15 protein-coding genes are annotated in these 17,266 nt (G+C 63.8%); 12 read left to right on the top strand and 3 right to left on the bottom strand.

Features of this window, described 5'->3' with window-relative positions; translation table 11 throughout:
• Window positions 1-23: 23 nt before the first annotated feature.
• Complete coding sequence (locus LK535_RS05385; RefSeq protein WP_415837097.1) at window positions 24-2,000, bottom strand: lytic transglycosylase domain-containing protein; 1,977 nt, start codon at window positions 1,998-2,000, stop codon at window positions 24-26.
• Window positions 2,001-2,118: 118 nt separating this feature from the next.
• On the opposite strand from LK535_RS05385, the gene dapA reads away from it, so the two are divergent.
• From dapA to LK535_RS05340, 9 genes are all read left to right on the top strand, one after another.
• Window positions 2,119-2,994 (top strand): 4-hydroxy-tetrahydrodipicolinate synthase, encoded by an 876-nt coding sequence (gene dapA / locus LK535_RS05380; RefSeq protein WP_227770817.1) that lies wholly within the window; start codon window positions 2,119-2,121, stop codon window positions 2,992-2,994.
• A gap of 197 nt (window positions 2,995-3,191) precedes the next feature.
• Entirely contained in the window at window positions 3,192-3,398 is a 207-nt protein-coding gene (locus LK535_RS05375; RefSeq protein WP_227770816.1) for a hypothetical protein, read from the top strand.
• A gap of 48 nt (window positions 3,399-3,446) precedes the next feature.
• Window positions 3,447-3,929 (top strand): SsrA-binding protein SmpB, encoded by a 483-nt coding sequence (gene smpB, locus LK535_RS05370; protein ID WP_066781057.1) that lies wholly within the window; start codon window positions 3,447-3,449, stop codon window positions 3,927-3,929.
• A complete protein-coding gene (locus tag LK535_RS05365; RefSeq protein WP_227770815.1) occupies window positions 3,929-4,513 on the top strand; it encodes a DUF2062 domain-containing protein in 585 nt (194 codons plus the stop codon). The genes smpB and LK535_RS05365 overlap by 1 nt, the downstream gene beginning before the upstream one ends.
• A gap of 41 nt (window positions 4,514-4,554) precedes the next feature.
• A complete protein-coding gene (locus LK535_RS05360) occupies window positions 4,555-6,633 on the top strand; it encodes a M13 family metallopeptidase (RefSeq protein ID WP_227770814.1) in 2,079 nt (692 codons plus the stop codon).
• Between the two features lie 57 nt (window positions 6,634-6,690).
• Window positions 6,691-9,084: a response regulator gene (locus LK535_RS05355; protein ID WP_227770813.1), complete on the top strand. Its 2,394-nt coding sequence runs from the start codon at window positions 6,691-6,693 to the stop codon at window positions 9,082-9,084.
• A 63-nt stretch (window positions 9,085-9,147) separates the two neighbouring features.
• Window positions 9,148-9,495 (top strand): response regulator, encoded by a 348-nt coding sequence (locus LK535_RS05350; RefSeq protein ID WP_227770812.1) that lies wholly within the window; start codon window positions 9,148-9,150, stop codon window positions 9,493-9,495.
• Window positions 9,496-10,306: 811 nt separating this feature from the next.
• Window positions 10,307-11,638, top strand: a complete 1,332-nt coding sequence (locus LK535_RS05345) for an NAD(P)H-hydrate dehydratase (protein WP_265334081.1) — start codon at window positions 10,307-10,309, stop codon at window positions 11,636-11,638.
• A gap of 5 nt (window positions 11,639-11,643) precedes the next feature.
• Window positions 11,644-12,819 (top strand): class I SAM-dependent RNA methyltransferase, encoded by a 1,176-nt coding sequence (locus LK535_RS05340; RefSeq protein ID WP_227771087.1) that lies wholly within the window; start codon window positions 11,644-11,646, stop codon window positions 12,817-12,819.
• A 9-nt stretch (window positions 12,820-12,828) separates the two neighbouring features.
• Here the strand turns inward: LK535_RS05340 and aguB are convergent, their stop codons facing one another.
• Both aguB and LK535_RS05330 read right to left on the bottom strand, forming a co-directional pair.
• Window positions 12,829-13,674: an N-carbamoylputrescine amidase gene (gene aguB / locus LK535_RS05335; RefSeq protein ID WP_227770810.1), complete on the bottom strand. Its 846-nt coding sequence runs from the start codon at window positions 13,672-13,674 to the stop codon at window positions 12,829-12,831.
• A 179-nt stretch (window positions 13,675-13,853) separates the two neighbouring features.
• Window positions 13,854-14,636, bottom strand: a complete 783-nt coding sequence (locus LK535_RS05330; protein WP_227770809.1) for an SDR family NAD(P)-dependent oxidoreductase — start codon at window positions 14,634-14,636, stop codon at window positions 13,854-13,856.
• Window positions 14,637-14,914: 278 nt separating this feature from the next.
• Here LK535_RS05330 and LK535_RS05325 point away from each other — a divergent pair, with 278 nt between their 5' ends.
• From LK535_RS05325 to LK535_RS05315, 3 genes are all read left to right on the top strand, one after another.
• Complete coding sequence (locus LK535_RS05325) at window positions 14,915-15,076, top strand: hypothetical protein (RefSeq protein ID WP_227770808.1); 162 nt, start codon at window positions 14,915-14,917, stop codon at window positions 15,074-15,076.
• A 592-nt stretch (window positions 15,077-15,668) separates the two neighbouring features.
• A complete protein-coding gene (locus tag LK535_RS05320; RefSeq protein ID WP_227770807.1) occupies window positions 15,669-16,784 on the top strand; it encodes an acyltransferase family protein in 1,116 nt (371 codons plus the stop codon).
• A gap of 218 nt (window positions 16,785-17,002) precedes the next feature.
• Window positions 17,003-17,248, top strand: coding sequence for a DUF6894 family protein (locus LK535_RS05315; protein WP_227770806.1), 246 nt, complete (start codon window positions 17,003-17,005; stop codon window positions 17,246-17,248).
• Window positions 17,249-17,266 lie beyond the last annotated feature (18 nt).

The following is a 17,266-nucleotide window of genomic DNA, read 5'->3' as shown; positions in this document are numbered from 1 at the left end:
GCGGCAAGGAAGGTCGTGGCCTGTCAGCCCGCGCGATTGCGACCCAGATACCAGCTCAGGTTCGCCGGTCCCCGGCTTTTCGCGCGGGGCGGGTTCATCAGGTCATACACGACGGCATTTTCCAGCACGCGCTGCACATAGTTGCGTGTCTCCGTGTAGGGGATCGCCTCTATCCAATCGACCATGTCGATGGCGCCAGTGCGCGGATCGCCGTTGGCGCGCAGCCACTTGTTCACGTTGCCAGGTCCCGCGTTATACGCCGCGATTGCTAGCGGATAGCTGCCGTAACTGCCGAAGATCCGCTGGAAATAGCTGGATCCCAACTGGGTGTTGTAGCCGGTGTCGGTCAGCAGCCGGCCGGCATCGTAGGGCAGGCCCATCTTGCCCGCCTGCTCGCGCGCCGTGCCCGGCATCAGCTGCATGAGGCCGCGCGCGCCGGCAGAGGAAATGGCAGCGCGATCGAACTGGCTTTCCTGCCGCGCGATCGCGTGAATCATCGTCCACTGGCTTTCGTAGCCCGGCGGCACCGACACAGTGGGGAAGGCGATGGCGCTATATTCGGTCTGGTCATTCTGCATTGCCATGCGGCCGACAATCACCGCCAGGTCTGGGCGACGCAGCGAACGAGACAGTTCTTCGGCAAGGAAGTGATCCGCGTCCCCTTCAACATTGGCGGCGATCGTCCGCACGAACGCGGTCTGATCCTGATATTGCCCGATGGATCCCAGGAACTGTGCGGCTCGCACCGTCTCACGGTTGAAGAAGGCCTGGCGCGCCGCTGGATCGATAGCTGGCGAGGAGACATCCTTGGGCGGGGTGAGCGGGCGACGCAGATGTTCCAGGGACAACTGGCCGTAGAATACATCGCGATAACCGCCAGCGCGGGTGAAGAAGGCAGTCGCATCCGCCGTCCGGCCAGCCGCCTCCGCCGCCCGGCCGGCCCAGTAGAACCCTTTGGCTCTGGTCTGGGGGGACTGGCTGCCGCGCCCGTAGCGATCGAACATCGTCATCGCGTCGGCGGGGCGGTTGAGTTGCTTCAGTGCGGTCTGGCCTGCCAGCCAGACGAGACTGGTATAGTCGTCGCGCTCGCCATACGGCTTTTTCGAAACGTCTGTTCCAGCGGGATAGGCGTCATCAACCTGACGGGCGATGTCATAGGCGAGTTGGTACTGACGGTCGGCAGCCGCTGCCCGTGCGTTGGTCAGCAGCACTTCGTAGAACTTCTCGACATTACCGGGCAGGCCGACGCCCGGCCGGCGAATACGCGCAAGCCAGGATCGGGCGCTGGCACTTGCGCCGCTGTTGCGCAGCCAGGTCGCCTTATCGGCGATATAGCCGGCATCCAAGGCGCCGGCCGCGTCATTGGCCGCCGCGAGAGTGGATGCGGTCTCCGCATTGGTGCGGAAGGCGAGGCGCGCCTCGAACAAGGGGCGACGGCTAGGGGAGGTCAAGGCAATCTGGCGAGCGGCTACGCTGGTCGAGCCCTGCCACAGCAGCGCGTCCATGCGCGCATCGTGATCATCGGAACGCAGCGCCCCGGCGAAGTTGGTGAGGATCGCCGATTCGTCGGTCGGCGTTAGTGCGCCGCGCCGCCACGCGTTCCGCGCCGCCTCATAAGCCTCTGCGGTTGCGCCAGTGGCTTGCAACGCCTTTGCCTGTGCCACCGCGCCGGCTGCGGTTAGCGGAGGATAGCGCCTGAAAAATGCGACGACGCTGGCAGGGGAGGCGTAGCCGTTGCTGGCCTGCCGCTCGGCCGCGCGGCGGTTCGCCGTCTCGTTCGGCCAGCCGGGGTGGGCCATCACGAAGCCGGCGTAGCTGTCGAACGGTAGCGCGTCGGTCTGCCGCAGCGCCCGCCACTGTGCCAGTGCTGCCGCCAGATCCGCATTGCTGGTCGCTTGCGCGGTGGTGGCGGGCTGCCCCTGCGCGAGTGCGTTGGCTGCTCGCGTGCGCGCAGCGTCATCCTGCCCCTGAGTGACGAGCAACGCCACTCCCAAACCCATTCCCAGTGCGATCAATGCCCCTGCCCTCAAACCAGTCACCATTGTGGACAGAATAGCCAGGCTGCCCGTATCTGTCCTGAACGACCCAACGCACCACATCCCGTTTCAGGAGCAAGACATGTTTTCCGGATCGATTCCGGCGCTCGTGACGCCGTTCGACGCCGACGGCCGGTTCGTCGAGCATGCCTATCGAGAGCTGATCGAATGGCAGATCAGCGAAGGTTCTTCCGCGCTCGTGCCATGCGGGACGACGGGGGAGGCGGCGACCCTGACCAAGGATGAGCAATTCGCCATCGTGAAGGTCTGTGTCGATCAGGTGCGCGGCCGCGTACCCGTGATCGCCGGCGCTGGGTCCAACGATACGCGGGTGGCGGCCGCCAACATCGCCGCGGCGAGGGATGCAGGTGCGGACGCTGCGCTGATGGTCCCGCCATACTACAATCGACCGTCGCAGGAGGGCATCTTCCAGCACTTCGCCGCGCTTGCGCCCACGTCGCCGCTGCCGATCGTGCTGTACAATGTGCCGGCCCGCACGGTGACCGACATACAGCCGGAAACGCTGATCCGGATTGTTAGCGCGTTTCCGAAGGTGTTCGTCGGAGTGAAGGACGCGTCGGGCGTTCTCCAGCGTGTATCGCAGCATCGCGCAGCGCTGGGTGATGGCTTCTGCCAATTGTCCGGCAATGACGATCTGGCGCTCGCCTTCAATGCGATGGGCGGGGTGGGTTGCATCTCGGTCACTGCCAATGTCGCGCCACGGCTGTGCGCGGATTTCCAGGCGGCAGGTGTCGGGGCCGAGGCGCTAACGCTCCATGATCGCCTGTTCGCGCTTCACACGTCCCTGTTCACCGATGCCTCACCCGGCCCGGTGAAATATGCGATGACGAAGGTCCGCCCGAACTTCCCTCAGGGGCTCCGCTTGCCGATGACTTGGCCGGGCGAGGCGAGCCGCGCTGCGGTGGACGCAGGGCTGGAGCGCGCCGGCCTCATCTGACCGCTCCATTGCGGAGGCGTTTCGGAAAGCCTCTTATTCCGGCCGCAATTCGTCCTCACGATCCGGCGGGATAGGGGGGCGCCATGCCAGCTTGGTGGATGCTCGCGTTGCAAGTAGTCGCCGGGCCGCCCGCGCCAGTTGAACGGGCGTCGTCGGAGCGCCCCTGTCCAGCTGGCCGGGCCGGCGATGATATTGTGGTGTGTGCCCGGCCCAACGACCGCTTTCGGCTAAAGCCGCTTGCTGGCCAGTTCCAGGCCGAACGTGCCCCGCCAAAGGCCGAAGCTGCCATCAACGGGGTGGGCACCGTGGCCGTCGAGGCTGAGCGCGCGGCCGACGCGCAGGGCGCGCCCATCAACCGCGCGATGATCCGCCTTCGTGTCCCGATCGGTGGCAAGAAGCGCTGAACACGCCGCCTTCCCACAGGACGCGCAACGCCCTACATCGCCCCGTCCATGCCACGTCCCAAGCCCGCCACCTTCGACAAGAAGAAGATCGTCGCCGAGAACCGCCGCGCGCGTTTCGATTATTCGATCGACACGACCTACGAGGCCGGGATCGTTCTGACCGGCACCGAGGTGAAGAGCCTGCGTTTCGGCGAGGGCTCGATCGCCGAAAGCTATGCCGAGGTAAGCGACGGCGGCGTCTGGCTGGTCAATTCGAACATCCCCGAATTCAGCCACGGCAATCGCTTCAACCACGAACCCAAGCGCCCCCGTAAACTCCTGCTTCATGAGCGGGAAGTTAGGAAGCTCCACGGCGCCGTGGCGCGCGAAGGCATGACGCTGGTCCCGCTGATGATTTACTTCAACAGCCAGGGGCGGGCGAAGGTGGAGTTGGCGTTGGCAAAGGGCAGAAAGGCGCACGACAAGCGCGACGCGATCAAGGAGCGTGATTGGAAGCGCGAGGCGGGCCGCCTCATGCGTGAGCGCGGCTGATGAGTACGCGTGCGCTGACCGTCTGGCAGCGCTTTGCGGCGTGGTGCCACCGCAATCTGCCGACGCGCGAATCGCTTGAGGGCAGCCGTTTGCTCCGGCCAGTCGCTCATCGCGTACTGGCCCCCGAACTGTGGCGATTCACCCGGCGCTCCGTGCCGCGGGGCGTGGCGCTTGGGATGGTGACTGGGATCCTGTTTCCGGTTGCCCAGATACCGTTTTCAGCGATGCTAGCGCTGCCGTCGCGGGCCAACATCCCCGCTGCGGCGCTTACGACCTTCATCACAAATCCTGTTACCACGCCGCCGCTGTGGGTGTTGGCATACTGGATCGGGAAATGGGCGCTTCACCTTGATCAGGCGCTGCCCGGAGACCCGATGAGCAAGGCCGCACATGATGCGGCGCAGTCCGGATGGATGCAGTGGCTGATGTCTGATGCGGCGCCGGCCACCGCCCTGGGGCTTCTCATCGTTACCGGGATCCTTTCCGTTGCAGGCTATGGGTTGTCCGCGCTCGGCTGGCGATTGTGGATCGCGCGCAAGTGGCGGCAGCGTCACGGCAGCCGCCACATTGACGAGGCGTCTTAACGAGATAGAACACGTGCCTTCACTTACCGAAGGCCATTTCCATGCGTCCGTCGCTACTTATTGCCGCGATTCTTTCTACCACCGCTGCCGCAGCAATTGCGCAAACCGCGGCCCCTAAAGCGGCCAAGACCAACACTCCGAACACTGGCAGCGCCACATCGAGCGCTGCCGAGCAGGCCGGCCCCGCAATCGGCACCTTTGGCTTCGACATGGCGGGGAGAGATACCAGCGTCCCGCCAGGCGATGACTTTTACGCCTATGCAAACGGCACCTGGGAAAAGAACACCGAGATTCCGGCCGACCGCTCTTCCTACGGCATGTTCCATCGCCTCCAGGATCTGTCGCGTGAGCAGACGCGTGCACTGCTTGAAGAGGAAAAGGGTAAAGCTGACAGCAAGTCGGGTAACTTTTACGCGAGTTTCCTCGACGAGGCTGCGGTGAATGCAAAGGGCGTCACGCCGGTGAAGCCCTGGATCGCCGCCATCAAGGGCGCGAATAGCAAGGAAGCGCTGGCCGCTGAAGCCGGACGCATGCAGCGCCGCGGCGTTGAGTCGTTCTTTGGCCTCTACGTCAATCAGGACGACAAGGACCCGGAGACCTATGCCGTCGTATTCGGACAGGCGGGTCTGGGTCTGCCTGATCGTGACTATTACCTGAAAGACGATGCCAAGCTCGCCGCTACCCGCACGGCTTATCAGGCATACCTGGCAAAGATGCTGACGCTGGCCGGGGAGCCGAACGCCGACGCGCGAGCCGCTGCAGTGGTCCAGTTGGAGAAGGCGATCGCCGAAGCTCACTGGACCCGTGTTGAGAGCCGCGACGCCGACAAGGTCTACAACAAGATGACCTTTGCGGAACTTGCCGCGCGTGCGCCGGGCTACGACTGGACTAGCTACCTGCAGGCAGCGGGCATTCCGGCGGACGCCCCGTTGATCGTGGCGCAGCCCACGGCGTTTACCGGCGAGGCCAAGGTATGGGCTGATGCGCCCGTGGCAGTGCTGAAGGATCATCTGCTGCTACGCATGCTGTCGACCTATGCCCGTTACCTGTCGGCGAATTTCGATCAGGCGCGCTTTGCATTTTACGGCACCGAACTGACCGGTGCGCCTGAGCAGCAGGCTCGCTGGAAGCGCGGCGTGGATCTCGTCAGCAATCATCTCGGCGAAGATCTCGGCAAGGCCTATGTGGCTCGGTACTTCCCGCCAGAGTCGAAGGCTGCGGCAGATGCACTTGTCCGCAACATCATCGCGGCGATGGGCGAGCGCTTGAAGAAGCTGGAATGGATGGCGCCGGAAACGAAGCAGAAGGCGCTGGCGAAGCTCGCCGCCTTCACGCCGAAGATCGGCTACCCCGACAAGTGGCGCGACTATTCTGAGTTGGAGATCCGACGCGACGATCTGCTCGGCAATGTCGCGCGTGGAAACGAGTTCGAGTTCCAGCGCAACCTCAACAAGATCGGGAAGCCGATTGATCGGGGCGAGTGGTTCATGACGCCGATGACCATCAACGCTTACGCCAACCCGACAATGAACGAGATCGTGTTTCCGGCCGCCATCCTGCAGCCGCCGTTCTTCGATCCGAAGGCTGATCCCGCAGTGAATTACGGGGCGATCGGCGCGGTTATCGGCCACGAGATCAGCCATCACTTCGATGATCAGGGCCGAAAGTACGACCCAAGCGGGAAGTTGGCGGACTGGTGGACCGAGCAGGACGTTGCGCGCTTCAAGACCTTCACCGACCGCCTTGTGGCGCAGTATGACGCGTATGAACCGCTTCCGGGACAGCACGTGCAGGGCGCGCTCACGCTTGGCGAGAACATTGCTGACTTGGCGGGCGTGATCGTCTCCTATGACGCGTATCGCCTCTCGCTAGGCGGCAAGAAGGCGCCCGTCATCGATGGGACCACAGGAGAACAGCGCTTCTATCTTGGTTATGGTCAGGTCTGGCGCACCAAGTACCGGGAGCCGATCTTGCGGCAGATGCTGTTGTCCGATCCCCATTCGCCAGGGGTGCAGCGCGCCAACATCGTTCGGAACGTGGATACCTGGTACGATACGTTCGGAGCGCGGCCGGGACAGAAGCTGTATCTCACCAAAGAGCAGCGCGTCCGTATCTGGTGATCGCATCCGTGCCGCGCGCCGCTTGACGGGCGTGCGGCACGGATCAAGGGCCGTTGAATGGCGACGCTTCCTTCCATCCGTACGCACCGTTTGACCTCGGAAGGGGCGCTCGGGATCGCGATGGCCGCTGGCCTGATCGCCGCGGTTCTTATCCTGTGGCTACTGGGGGATCCCGTGGTCGCCATCGGGTTTCTGGCAGCAGGGATCGTGGTTGGAGGCGCGGCGGTCGCGTGGCGGGCACTTGCACCGATCGCGCCGCCGCTTGTGCCGGAGATTGACTGGCAGCTGGTCCGGGCGCTCGCGGAGGAAAGCCCGGACGCGATTGCGATTACTGACCGGGCGGGGCGCCTCGTCTGTGCCAATGACCGGTTCGAACAGATGTTTTCCGGTTTGCCGACCCCTCCGGGCCTGCCGATCGGCGAGGCGGGCGTCGGCGCCCTGGCTGCGGCAGGACGCGCGGCCTGGCGCGACGGGCGCGCTCGCGTGGATCATGCGGAAGTCGCGGGACGCGCGATCGCAATCGATGTCTCAAGAACCGGGCAGCAACAGGACCTGCTCGTATGGCGCGCCGCTTCGGCGATCGAGGCTGACGGCAGCCGCGCCCTCGCAGAGGCGCTGTCGGGGGCACTTGGAAAAAGGCTGGCGGGCTCCGGCATCATGGCTGCGTTGCTGACCACGGACGGTCGCGTGCTTGCCGCTGATCCCGTGCTGCGTACCCGGGCAATGGGACATGCCGACGCGCCAGTCGAGGGCGCGGACTTCGCCCGCTTCCTCGCGACTGACAGCCGCGGCCTGATCCGTTTCGAGCGAGAAGGGATAGAGGGCAATCCCCTGCGCCTGGTGCAGGTTCCGTTTGCGGATGTGGAGGGGGCGCCAATCCTGGTCGCTCTTCTCGACGAGGATGAAACGCCGGTTAGCTACGGCAACGGAGCCGCAGCCCATATACGAACCCTGGTGCAGTTGATGCCGCTCGGCATTGCGTTGGTGGATCGCGACGGCCGCTTCATCGAAATGAACGACGCCTTCGTTCGCGCCGCTTCTGTCGATCGCAACGCTCCGCCGCTCTACCCCGGCGATCTCGTGGTTCGCGAGGACAAGGCGGCGGTCGCTGACGCAGTGCGACGGTTTGCAGGGGGTGGGGCCGCACACGTCGCCGACATGGCCGTTCGTCTGCGGGACCATCCCGAAGAGCCCGTCGTGCTCTCGATTGCCGGCGCGCGTGGGCTCGGAGATGCCTCGGTGGTGCTGAGCCTCAAGGACAATGGCGAGGAAACGCGACTGAAGCGGGAAGTTGCGCAGGCAACCAAGATGCAGGCCGTGGGGCAGCTTGCCGGCGGGGTCGCGCACGATTTCAACAACATCCTGACCGCAATTATCGGCCACTGCGATCTGATGCTGATGCGTCACTCACCCGGCGACAGCGATTATGATGACATTCAGCAGATCCGGAACAACTCAAATCGGGCGGCCGGCCTTACTCGGCAGCTATTGGCGTTCTCCCGCCAGCAAACTCTGCGCCCGCAAATCCTGCAACTGCCCGACGTTGTGTCGGAGGTGTCGAACCTTCTGAAACGATTGCTGGGTGAGACGGTGACCTTGGAGGTTCGACACGGGCGGGATCTGGGCCCAGTGCGGGCGGACCCTGGACAATTGGAGCAGGTGGTCGTCAATCTGGCGGTCAACGCACGCGATGCCATGCTTGCCAAATATCCGCATGGCGGGGGCAAGTTAACGATCCAGACCCGTTCGGCAACCATCAGCGAAATCCGTCGTAGAGGCCCGGATATCATGCCGGTAGGTGAATATACCGCGCTTGAAATATCCGACACCGGCTCCGGCATCCCTCCGGAGGTCCTGCCCAAGATCTTCGAGCCGTTCTTTACCACCAAGGAGGTCGGCAAGGGCACTGGGCTTGGACTCTCGACGGTCTACGGCATCGTAAAGCAGTCCGGTGGCTACATCTTCGCGGACTCAAAGCCTGGGATCGGTGCGACCTTCACCATCTATCTCCCGGTACACGCCACCGGAGAAGTGGCGCCGCCAAGAAGTGCCGTGGCAAGGAAGCGCCCAACCGATGTCTGGGGAACGGGCACTGTGTTGCTGGTGGAGGACGAAGACATGGTGCGCGCAGTCGCCGAGCGGGCGCTGACGCGGCAGGGCTACACCGTGCTGACCGCAGAGAATGGCGAAGTCGCACTTGAACTGATCGAGAAGAATCCGCGACCTGATCTGTTGGTTAGCGATGTGGTGATGCCGGCCATGGACGGGCCCACGATGGCGCGGCGCGTGCGGCTACGATACCCTGATCTGCCGATCCTCTTCATGTCCGGCTATGCCGAGGAACAGTTGCGTCGCTCCATTGATCTGGAAAACGTGGCGTTCATCCCCAAGCCGTTTTCTGTTCAGCAATTGGCTGAAGCGGCCCGCGACGCGCTTGGCCAAGGCGATTGAAACAGTTCCTTGTCTGAACGGCCGACCGTTGCGGGATCGATCTGTTCGCTCTAAGGGCCCGACATGACCAATCGCGTCTTGCTCGTCGAGGATGAGCCGCTTATCGCCATGATGCTCGAGGATTTTCTCGATGTGCTCGACCGGCAGTGCGCCGGAACGGCCGACTGCGTTGCGGCGGCACTTCCGCTGATCGAAGCAGGGGGCTTCGATTGTGCAATCCTCGACGTCAATCTGCGCGGGGGCGAAAAGAGCTGGCCGATCGCGGCTGCTCTGGCTGAGCGTCAGGTTCCGTTCGTCTTTGCGACTGGCGGCGCAGACGACATGATTGCGGACGAGTTCCGTGGGCGCCCCATTCTGCAAAAGCCGTTCACCCTGGACGGCGTAGAGAAGGCTCTCGACGCACTCGCCTGATCGCCCGTTGTGGCGAACGGGCCAATGGTGCGGTGTGCGGGCTGGGGTGCGCGCTTGCCTGCCTGAGTCGTTGCGAGTGTGCGCAAACGACCCTCACCGTGCGTGGGAATTCTGCGGCCAGTCTTTAGCTCACCCCTCTCACGTGCAGAAACTTGAAGCTATTGTCTGTTCTGAGGCGATGCTTGAAATGCAGCCGCTCGCTGCGCGCTCTGAAGACCGACAAAGAGCGAGCCGATCGGGCTTCTGGGAGGGCTGCAATGATCCGGTTCGATGACCCAGAGGGCTCGCGAAGAGACAACCTCGAGTGCCGGGATACTTTAGAACCCGGAGCGGCGTATAACGATGGCGCCACTCACTCCCGCGGTCACTTGAGACTTACGGTTATGCGGACGATCAACGTGATATTGCTGTTGGCGCTCGCCGCCTGCGAAGGCGCGCCGAATGAAGGGCAGCCCACAAAGCGCGCGGAGGCGGGGCCTGCAGTTGATTCCGTCGAGGAAGAGTGGGTCGAATGCGCAATAAACGGGGCGCCCGACTTTACGCGAGTTTGCAGCGTTGAGCGGTCAAGGGCGAGTTCGGGTCTTATCTTGACGATGCGGCACCCCGATGGCGGTTTTCGCAGACTGCAGGCGATCGAGGATGGCAGGGGAGTGGTTGCTGCCGACGGAGCCGAGCCTGCCCAAGTGACGCTCCTGAGACCGGACGGAATCGAAGTGACAATCGGCAACGATCATTATCGGCTTCCTGCCACGATCAGGGGGTCCGGACAGTGATACGGATCGATGGGCAACCGGTTCTCACCGTAGAGGAAATGCGCGCTGCCGAGGGGCGGGCGATAGCGTTGGGCATGACCGCAGAGAGCCTGATGGCGCGCGCTGGAGAGGCTGTTGCCGAGCAGGTGCGGCGGCTGGCCGCGGGGGCTGAAGTGCTCGTCATGTGTGGCCCGGGCAACAACGGTGGCGACGGCTATGTCGTCGCTGACACCCTTCGCAGGGCGGGGCATCCGGTCCGTGTCGCCGCATTGAGCAGCCCGACCACGGCGTCGGCAGCGGCTGCGCAAGCCCGCTGGGCGGGGCCGATCGAGAGCCTGGCGGATGTTGCGCCGGCACCTGTCATGGTCGACGCGTTGTTCGGTATCGGCATGAACCGGCCGCTTAGTTCGGAGGCTGCCGAGTGGCTCGGCGGCGCCATCCGTGCCGCCCATTTGTCCGTTGCGGTCGATGTGCCCAGCGGCGTGTCAACCGATGACGGAGCCACTCTCGGTGCTGTCCTTCCGTTAAATCTTACGCTTGCGATCGGCGCTGTTAAGCCTGCGCACGTGCTCCAGCCCTCTGCTGCACTGTGCGGCGAAGTGCGCCTCATCGACATTGGACTCGACGCGGAGAGCAACGTGCGCGTGGCTGAAGTGCCGAGGCTCAGCGCTCCGCCAACGGGCGCTCATAAATATTCGCGTGGGCTGGTCGTGGTGATCGCAGGCAGGATGCCGGGCGCTGCGGCATTGGCGGCGTGCGCTGCGGGGCATGGCGGGGCGGGCTATGTACGGCTGCTTGGCAGTTCTACCGACCGCTTGCCCAACGCGATTGTTCGCCAGCCGTTCACCAATGAAGCGTTGGCCGACACCCGGATCGGCGCCATGGTAGTCGGGCCTGGGCTAGGCCGCGACGAGAAGGCGAAGGAACGTCTCGCCGCCGCGCTTCAGTCGGGTCGGCCGCTGGTTATTGACGGCGATGCGCTTCACCTGTTGGGTGACGAGCAGGCTCGCGTGCCGACGGTGCTCACGCCCCACGCCGGGGAGTTTTCTAGTTTATTTGGTGATCTGGCCGGCAGTAAGATTGACCGGGCGCAGCAGGCCGCGCGCAGATCCAACGCGGTCGTCGTGTTCAAGGGAGCCGACACCGTGATCGCCTCTCCGGATGGGCGCGCCGTGGTACATTCCACCGGCCCGTCATGGTTGGCGACGGCAGGAACCGGCGATGTCTTGGCCGGCATCATCGGTGCCCAGTTAGCCGGAGGCGCAGACGCCTTCACAGCTGCTACGAACGGCGTCTGGTTACATGCGGAATCCGCTCGACTTTCGGGGGCCGCCTTTATTGCTGATGATCTTGTCGCGCATTTGTCTGCGGCGTTTGGAGCGTGCCTGTGACCGACATGTCCACCATCATTCGGGTTGCTGCCCGCGGCGAGGGCGTAACCGCCGATGGCCGACATGTGCCGTTTGCCGCGCCCGGCGATCGCCTGCGCGACGACGGCGCCATCGAGCATGGCGCGCACCACCAGACGCCGCCGTGCCGGCACTTTCCCGAGTGCGGCGGATGTCAGTTGCAGCATCTCGACGATGCGGCGTGGAGCCAGTTCATTGTCGATCGCATCGCCGGAGCGTTGGCGGGGCAGGGGCTGTCGGCGGACATCAGGGCGCCGATCCTGTCGCCGCCCCGGACACGCCGCCGGGCGGCGCTCCATGCTGAACCTTCCGGCAGGGTGGGCTTTGCCGTCGAGAAGAGCCATGCGATCGTCGACCTCGCCGAATGCCATGTACTCGCGCCCGAGCTTTTCGCGCTGGTCGCCCCGCTGCGGCGGTTGGTACACGTGCTCCGGCCTCGCCGCCGATTGAACCTGCACCTTACGTTAGCCGATCAAGGCGTTGATTTGCTGGTAAATGGTATCATGCCGGAGGGGCTTGCCGCTGCCGAGGCCATTACGGCTTTTGCGCAAGCCAATCGTCTGGCCAGGGTAGCGTTCGACGAAGGTTACGGGCCTGAAGTACGGTGGGAACCTGAGGGCGTGACCATCACGCTCGGCGGCGTGCCGGTGCCGCTGCCGCCCGCGTCCTTCCTGCAGGCGACCCGCGAAGGCGAGGCAGCCTTGGTTAGCGCGGTACGATCGGCAGTCGGCGAGGCGCCGGTCGTGGCGGACCTGTTTGCGGGCCTGGGAACATTCGCGCTGGCGCTGCCCGGTAGAGTGTACGCCGCCGAGGCGGGCCGTGAAGCGATCATGGCGCTGAAGGCGGCAGCGTCGCGATCGCAGCGCCCCGTGTTTACCGAGCACCGCGACCTCTACCGCCGGCCGCTGACACCCGCCGAGCTCGACCGATTTGCGGCCATCGTGATCGACCCGCCACGTGCGGGCGCCAAGGAACAGGCGCAGGCACTTGCCTTGTCGCGCGTGCCCCGGGTTGCTTATGTCTCGTGCAATCCCAGCAGCTTCGCCCGCGATGTAAAGACCATGGTAGAAGGGGGATGGCAGGTCGACTGGATCCAGCCGGTAGGCCAGTTCCGCTGGTCGACCCATGTGGAACTGGCCGCTAGCCTCAGCCGGGGCGACTGACGCTCCCGCTCAGATGTCAGCGGTCAGCCGGCCGTACAATTCCGGCCGGCGATCGCGAAAGAAGCCGAAGGCTGCACGGTGGCGTTTGACCCGATCAAGGTCGACGGTGGCGGTGATGACGCCTTCTTCGTCTCGGCCGAGTTCCGCGAGGATGTCACCGCGTTCGTCGCAGATAAAGCTGGTGCCATAAAAGGTCTGACCGTGTTCAACGCCGATGCGATTGGCGGCCACCACTGGAACCACGTTCGAGACGGCATGACCGACCATCGCCCGGCGCCAGAGGCGTGCCGTATCCAGTGACGTGTCGTGAGGTTCGCTGCCTATCGCCGTGGGATAAAACAGAATTTCTGCGCCCATCAGCATCAGAGCCCGGGCGGTTTCAGGATACCATTGGTCCCAGCAGATGCCGACGCCGAGCTTCGCTGGGCCGTCCCACACCTTGAACCCGGTATTGCCGGGGCGGAAGTAGAACTTCTCCTCATATCCGGGTCCATCGGGAATGTGGCTCTTGCGGTACACGCCCTGGATCTTTCCGTCAGGGCCGATCATCGCCAGGCTGTTGTAGTGATGAGGGCCGTCGGCCTCGAAAAAGCTGGTGGGAATCGAAACCTTTAGCTCCGATGCCAAAGACTGCATGGCAAGAACCGCCTTGTGCTCGGCAGTCGGCCTCGCGTTGGCGAACAGGCCTTCGTCTTCGATCCGGCAGAAATACTCGCCCTCGAAAAGCTCCGGCGGGAGGATGACCTGGGCGCCACGCGAGGCGGCCTCCCGCACCAGGCGGGAGACGTTCGCGATGTTGGCGTCCATGTCGGCGGAGAAGGCGAGCTGAAGCGCAGCGACGGTGATCTCGGTCATGCGCGGCCATGTAGGGGATCGCGCAATCGCCCGCCACCCTCCGCCCGCAGACGGCCGCGTGCAGGGTACGAATGGCCGCGCATGGAAGCCGGCCGGCCGCCTTCCGGCGCAAATTGGCCGCCGGTTAGCGCAGGCCGGCCTCTGTCTCCGGCAACGATCATTGGCTCGTCGCGAACCGATCAGAAGATCGTGTAGCCGCCGTCAATCGTGAAGGTATCACCGGTGTGGAAGCGCGATGCATCGGAGGCAAGATAGACGGCAATGCCGCCGAAATCCTCCGGCTCGCCCCAGCGGCGCATTGGCACCCGCGAGATGACCTTGTCGTTGAACCGCTCATTCCCCTGCGCCCGCGAGGTCATGTCCGTCGCGATCCAGCCCGGCAGGATCGCGTTGGCGCGGATGCCATGGCGGGCATATTCGACCGCAAGCCCGCGCATCATCGGCAGCAGCGCGCCTTTCGTAGCGGCATAGGCCTGGTTGCGAGGGGCGCCATGGACGGCGGAGGTGGAAGAGGTGGCGAGCAGCGAGCCGCCGAGATCACCAGCCTTGGCCCGGTCCACCATGTGGCGAGCCGCCGCACGCAGCGTCCAGAACACGCCGTCGAGATTCACGGCCAGCACCCGGCGCCACAATTCGGTGCTCATCGTATCGAAGCTTTCGGCGCCTTCGCCCACGCCAGCATTGGCGGCGACGAAATCAAGGCGGCCCATCATGTCCACCGCGCGCGCCACGCCGGCATCCACCGCAGCCTCATCCGCCACATCGACGCGTTCGACCAAGACGCGCGTGCCATGCGCGGAGAGCCGCTGCTCCGCCGCGGCGTTCTTGGCGGGATTATTGCCCCAGATCACCACGTCTGCCCCAGCCTGCGCCAATGCATCCGCCATGCCGATCCCGATGCCGCCGTTACCGCCGGTGATCAGCGCGACGCGTCCGCTGAGATCGAAGGGTGAATAGGCCATGATCCGCTCTCCTGTGCTGTTTTCACAGCCAGCCTAACCGCGGAGCGGGCTCAGACGCTAGCTCCCGAGCGGTCGACCAATGCGGGCATGGCGCGGGCGCATGTGGAGCGCTGGCTGATGGAAGTGTCGAGACCTGCCGCCGGACGCCAGTTTCGGGCGGGTTGAGTGGATTGAATGGCGGCCACTGACCGTTTTTGATCGGGGGCTTCTGGCATCGACGTGGCGCCGTGCAGCGTTCGAGATTGGGCGGTAAGCGGAGGTTAGACATCCACGACTTGGTGACAGGCAAGCTTCGCATTCCCGCGCGCCTTCGTGTCGCCTTTGGTGACTTCGCGGCTAACCTGCTGTCGATCGATGCGGGTAAGCAGCATCCCGAGGTTCACCTTTCCGAAGCGCTGCGGGTGTTCTGGGAGCAACCGGCGGCGAGGCGGTGGGCATAGGAGTGGGTATCCGACGGACGAGCGGCAGCATTGGTTCGCGAGCGTTCGGGACGAGGAGGTAAGCGGACGTCAATTTCGAAGGCTCCGTCTCGTCGCCGAGATGGAGGTTGCCTTGGCGAACGGCAAACCAACGTGGCGGGCCTGCGCGACGATCGACCAGATGCCGGCGCGGCTCAAGGCCGAGGACGGCAAGGTTTGAGCCGTAGAATGCCTTGGCCCCGGTGCAGTCTTTCAATCCGGCAGTGCCATATGCCAGCGTACCCGTGGCTTGGTCCTACATCCGGTCCAGAGCGCCGGGAAGAGTTATGCGTGTGCCAGCAATCGGGACGTTGTTGCAGTCGGCAGCTCGGTGGCCGGGGAATTAATCCGTCGTTTCACGTAAGCGTTCTTTGTTCGTGTGAGACTTGGTGATGGATGTACCGCTCTGTTATTAGTTCCTTCGAGACAAGAAGGAAGGGCTGGGAGAGGCGGCAAGCTTATTGTTTCTATGAAATAGACGTGAACACCCTCAGGTGAAGACCTCTATTTTTCCATCGTTCACAATTGCCCGTACATTGTTTCACCAGACTCGCATGTACAGGAGGCCCCTTGTATGAGGGCGGAGTATGCAAGCGATACTGTCACGCGCTCATCTGGTACGGAACGGGTCCGGAGCATCGACGCGCTTCGCACCATCATGTGCGCCGGGATAGCGGTCAATCATTTCACGCCCTATTTCTTCTCCGGCCAGGACTCGGAGTTGCAGGTCGCGAGATACCTTTCGTATTTCACGGATATCTTTGCAGTTCTCGCGGGGCTATTTACCTCTCCTTATCTGGCTCAGCGCTGGACAGGTGCAGGCTATTTCCGCTTTCTGGTGACCAGAACGGCGCGATTATATCCGCTGCACGTCTTTACCATGTCATTCTATGCGGTCCTGGCGGTGCCGATTCTCTTGGGTGTCCTGACACCGGAAAATGCCGACCGGTATGATTTGGCCGCCGTCCCCGCGCATCTCACGCTGACCCATGCCTGGGGAGTGGGGCCCGTTATGGCGCTGAACTATCCATCGTGGATGATCAGCGCGATCTTCGGTTGCTACCTGATCCTGCCGGCGATCAGCATGCTGGTTCGGCGGGTGCGCTGGGCGATGATGCTGGTACTCGCCGGTGCGCTGGCGCTCAGTTACGCATTCGCGTGGAGCCTTGATCGCGAAGTCACCAGTCTTCAGCGCGAGGGGTTCGGGATCATGCGAGTTCTCCCGTCCTTTGTCTTCGGGCTGTTACTGGGGCAGGCCAAGATCCATGGTGGAAAGGCAGGATCCTCGCTGCTTTTCCTGGCTGGGATGATCGTCGCTTGCGCTACGCCGAGTCCGCTTGAAGGGGCATCCCGCTTCGCGCTGATCTACACGCTGGTCTATGCGGTACTGCGAATGGACAAGGCGCAGGTCGCGACGCCGTTCAACCTTGCCGTCCTGCAGAGCGCGGGGAAGCTCTCCTTTGGCGTTTACTTGTGGCACGGGCTGGTTGCGACGGTGCTTTACCGGATCGTCCTTCCGCGAGCGCTCGACACGAGCCTGATCCGGGTGGGGGATGTCCATCCCATGTTCGCTTACGGCCTGATCGCGGCCGGCGTCGCAGTGGCGTTCGTGCTGGCGGCGATAAGCCTTCGGACGATTGAGCCATATGGCGCGGCGCTTTTTCGGCGGGCCGTAGGCGCCCGCGGATGAACGGGCGCGGCTGCGCGCTCGCCCCTTTGCATAAAAGGACGGACTGGCGGCTGATGCGGTGCCGGGTTGACGCACGTGCGGATTGACACCGAACCCGTTGCTTTGGTTCTGGCTGGCCGCCCCGAATTCTGGTAAGACATTGTAACGCCGGGCTTTACCAGGAGGTCGACGGCGGAGAGTCGCAATGTGCTGCCCTCCTCAAAGGCAGGAGCCGGTGTATGGCCCGCTACTTCTTCCATCTTCGAGACCATGACAGCACGCTTCTTGACGAGGAGGGTGTGGAGTTGGCGGACCTGGCGGTGGTGCGGCAAAAGGCGCTCGATGCGGCGCGCGATACGCTCAGCCATGACATTCGGGCCGGCTTCATCGACTTGCGGTTTCGAATCGACGTCGCGACAGAGGACGGTGCCGTTGTTCATTCGCTTGCGCTGGAGGATGCGTTCGTGGTGCGCGGCCGGGATTAGGTCGGAGCGAGGCATCGC

The organism is Sphingomonas sp. IC4-52, from assembly GCF_020707225.1.
GTDB lineage: Bacteria > Pseudomonadota > Alphaproteobacteria > Sphingomonadales > Sphingomonadaceae > Sphingomonas.
This window is presented reverse-complemented; position numbering and strand designations above follow the sequence as displayed.

Excerpts from the sequence above, each read along its gene's own strand:
- LK535_RS05345 (WP_265334081.1), top strand. The coding sequence starts at position 10,307 with ATGCGCGCTGCCGAGGGGCGGGCGATAGCGTTGGGCATGACCGCAGAG.
- LK535_RS05350 (WP_227770812.1), top strand. The coding sequence starts at position 9,148 with ATGACCAATCGCGTCTTGCTCGTCGAGGATGAGCCGCTTATCGCCATG.
- LK535_RS05385 (WP_415837097.1), bottom strand. The coding sequence starts at position 2,000 with ATGGGTTTGGGAGTGGCGTTGCTCGTCACTCAGGGGCAGGATGACGCT.
- LK535_RS05365 (WP_227770815.1), top strand. The coding sequence starts at position 3,929 with ATGAGTACGCGTGCGCTGACCGTCTGGCAGCGCTTTGCGGCGTGGTGC.
- LK535_RS05355 (WP_227770813.1), top strand. The coding sequence starts at position 6,691 with ATGGCGACGCTTCCTTCCATCCGTACGCACCGTTTGACCTCGGAAGGG.
- LK535_RS05330 (WP_227770809.1), bottom strand. The coding sequence starts at position 14,636 with ATGGCCTATTCACCCTTCGATCTCAGCGGACGCGTCGCGCTGATCACC.
- LK535_RS05315 (WP_227770806.1), top strand. The coding sequence starts at position 17,003 with ATGGCCCGCTACTTCTTCCATCTTCGAGACCATGACAGCACGCTTCTT.
- LK535_RS05320 (WP_227770807.1), top strand. The coding sequence starts at position 15,669 with ATGAGGGCGGAGTATGCAAGCGATACTGTCACGCGCTCATCTGGTACG.
- LK535_RS05360 (WP_227770814.1), top strand. The coding sequence starts at position 4,555 with ATGCGTCCGTCGCTACTTATTGCCGCGATTCTTTCTACCACCGCTGCC.
- aguB (WP_227770810.1), bottom strand. The coding sequence starts at position 13,674 with ATGACCGAGATCACCGTCGCTGCGCTTCAGCTCGCCTTCTCCGCCGAC.
- dapA (WP_227770817.1), top strand. The coding sequence starts at position 2,119 with ATGTTTTCCGGATCGATTCCGGCGCTCGTGACGCCGTTCGACGCCGAC.
- LK535_RS05340 (WP_227771087.1), top strand. The coding sequence starts at position 11,644 with ATGTCCACCATCATTCGGGTTGCTGCCCGCGGCGAGGGCGTAACCGCC.
- smpB (WP_066781057.1), top strand. The coding sequence starts at position 3,447 with ATGCCACGTCCCAAGCCCGCCACCTTCGACAAGAAGAAGATCGTCGCC.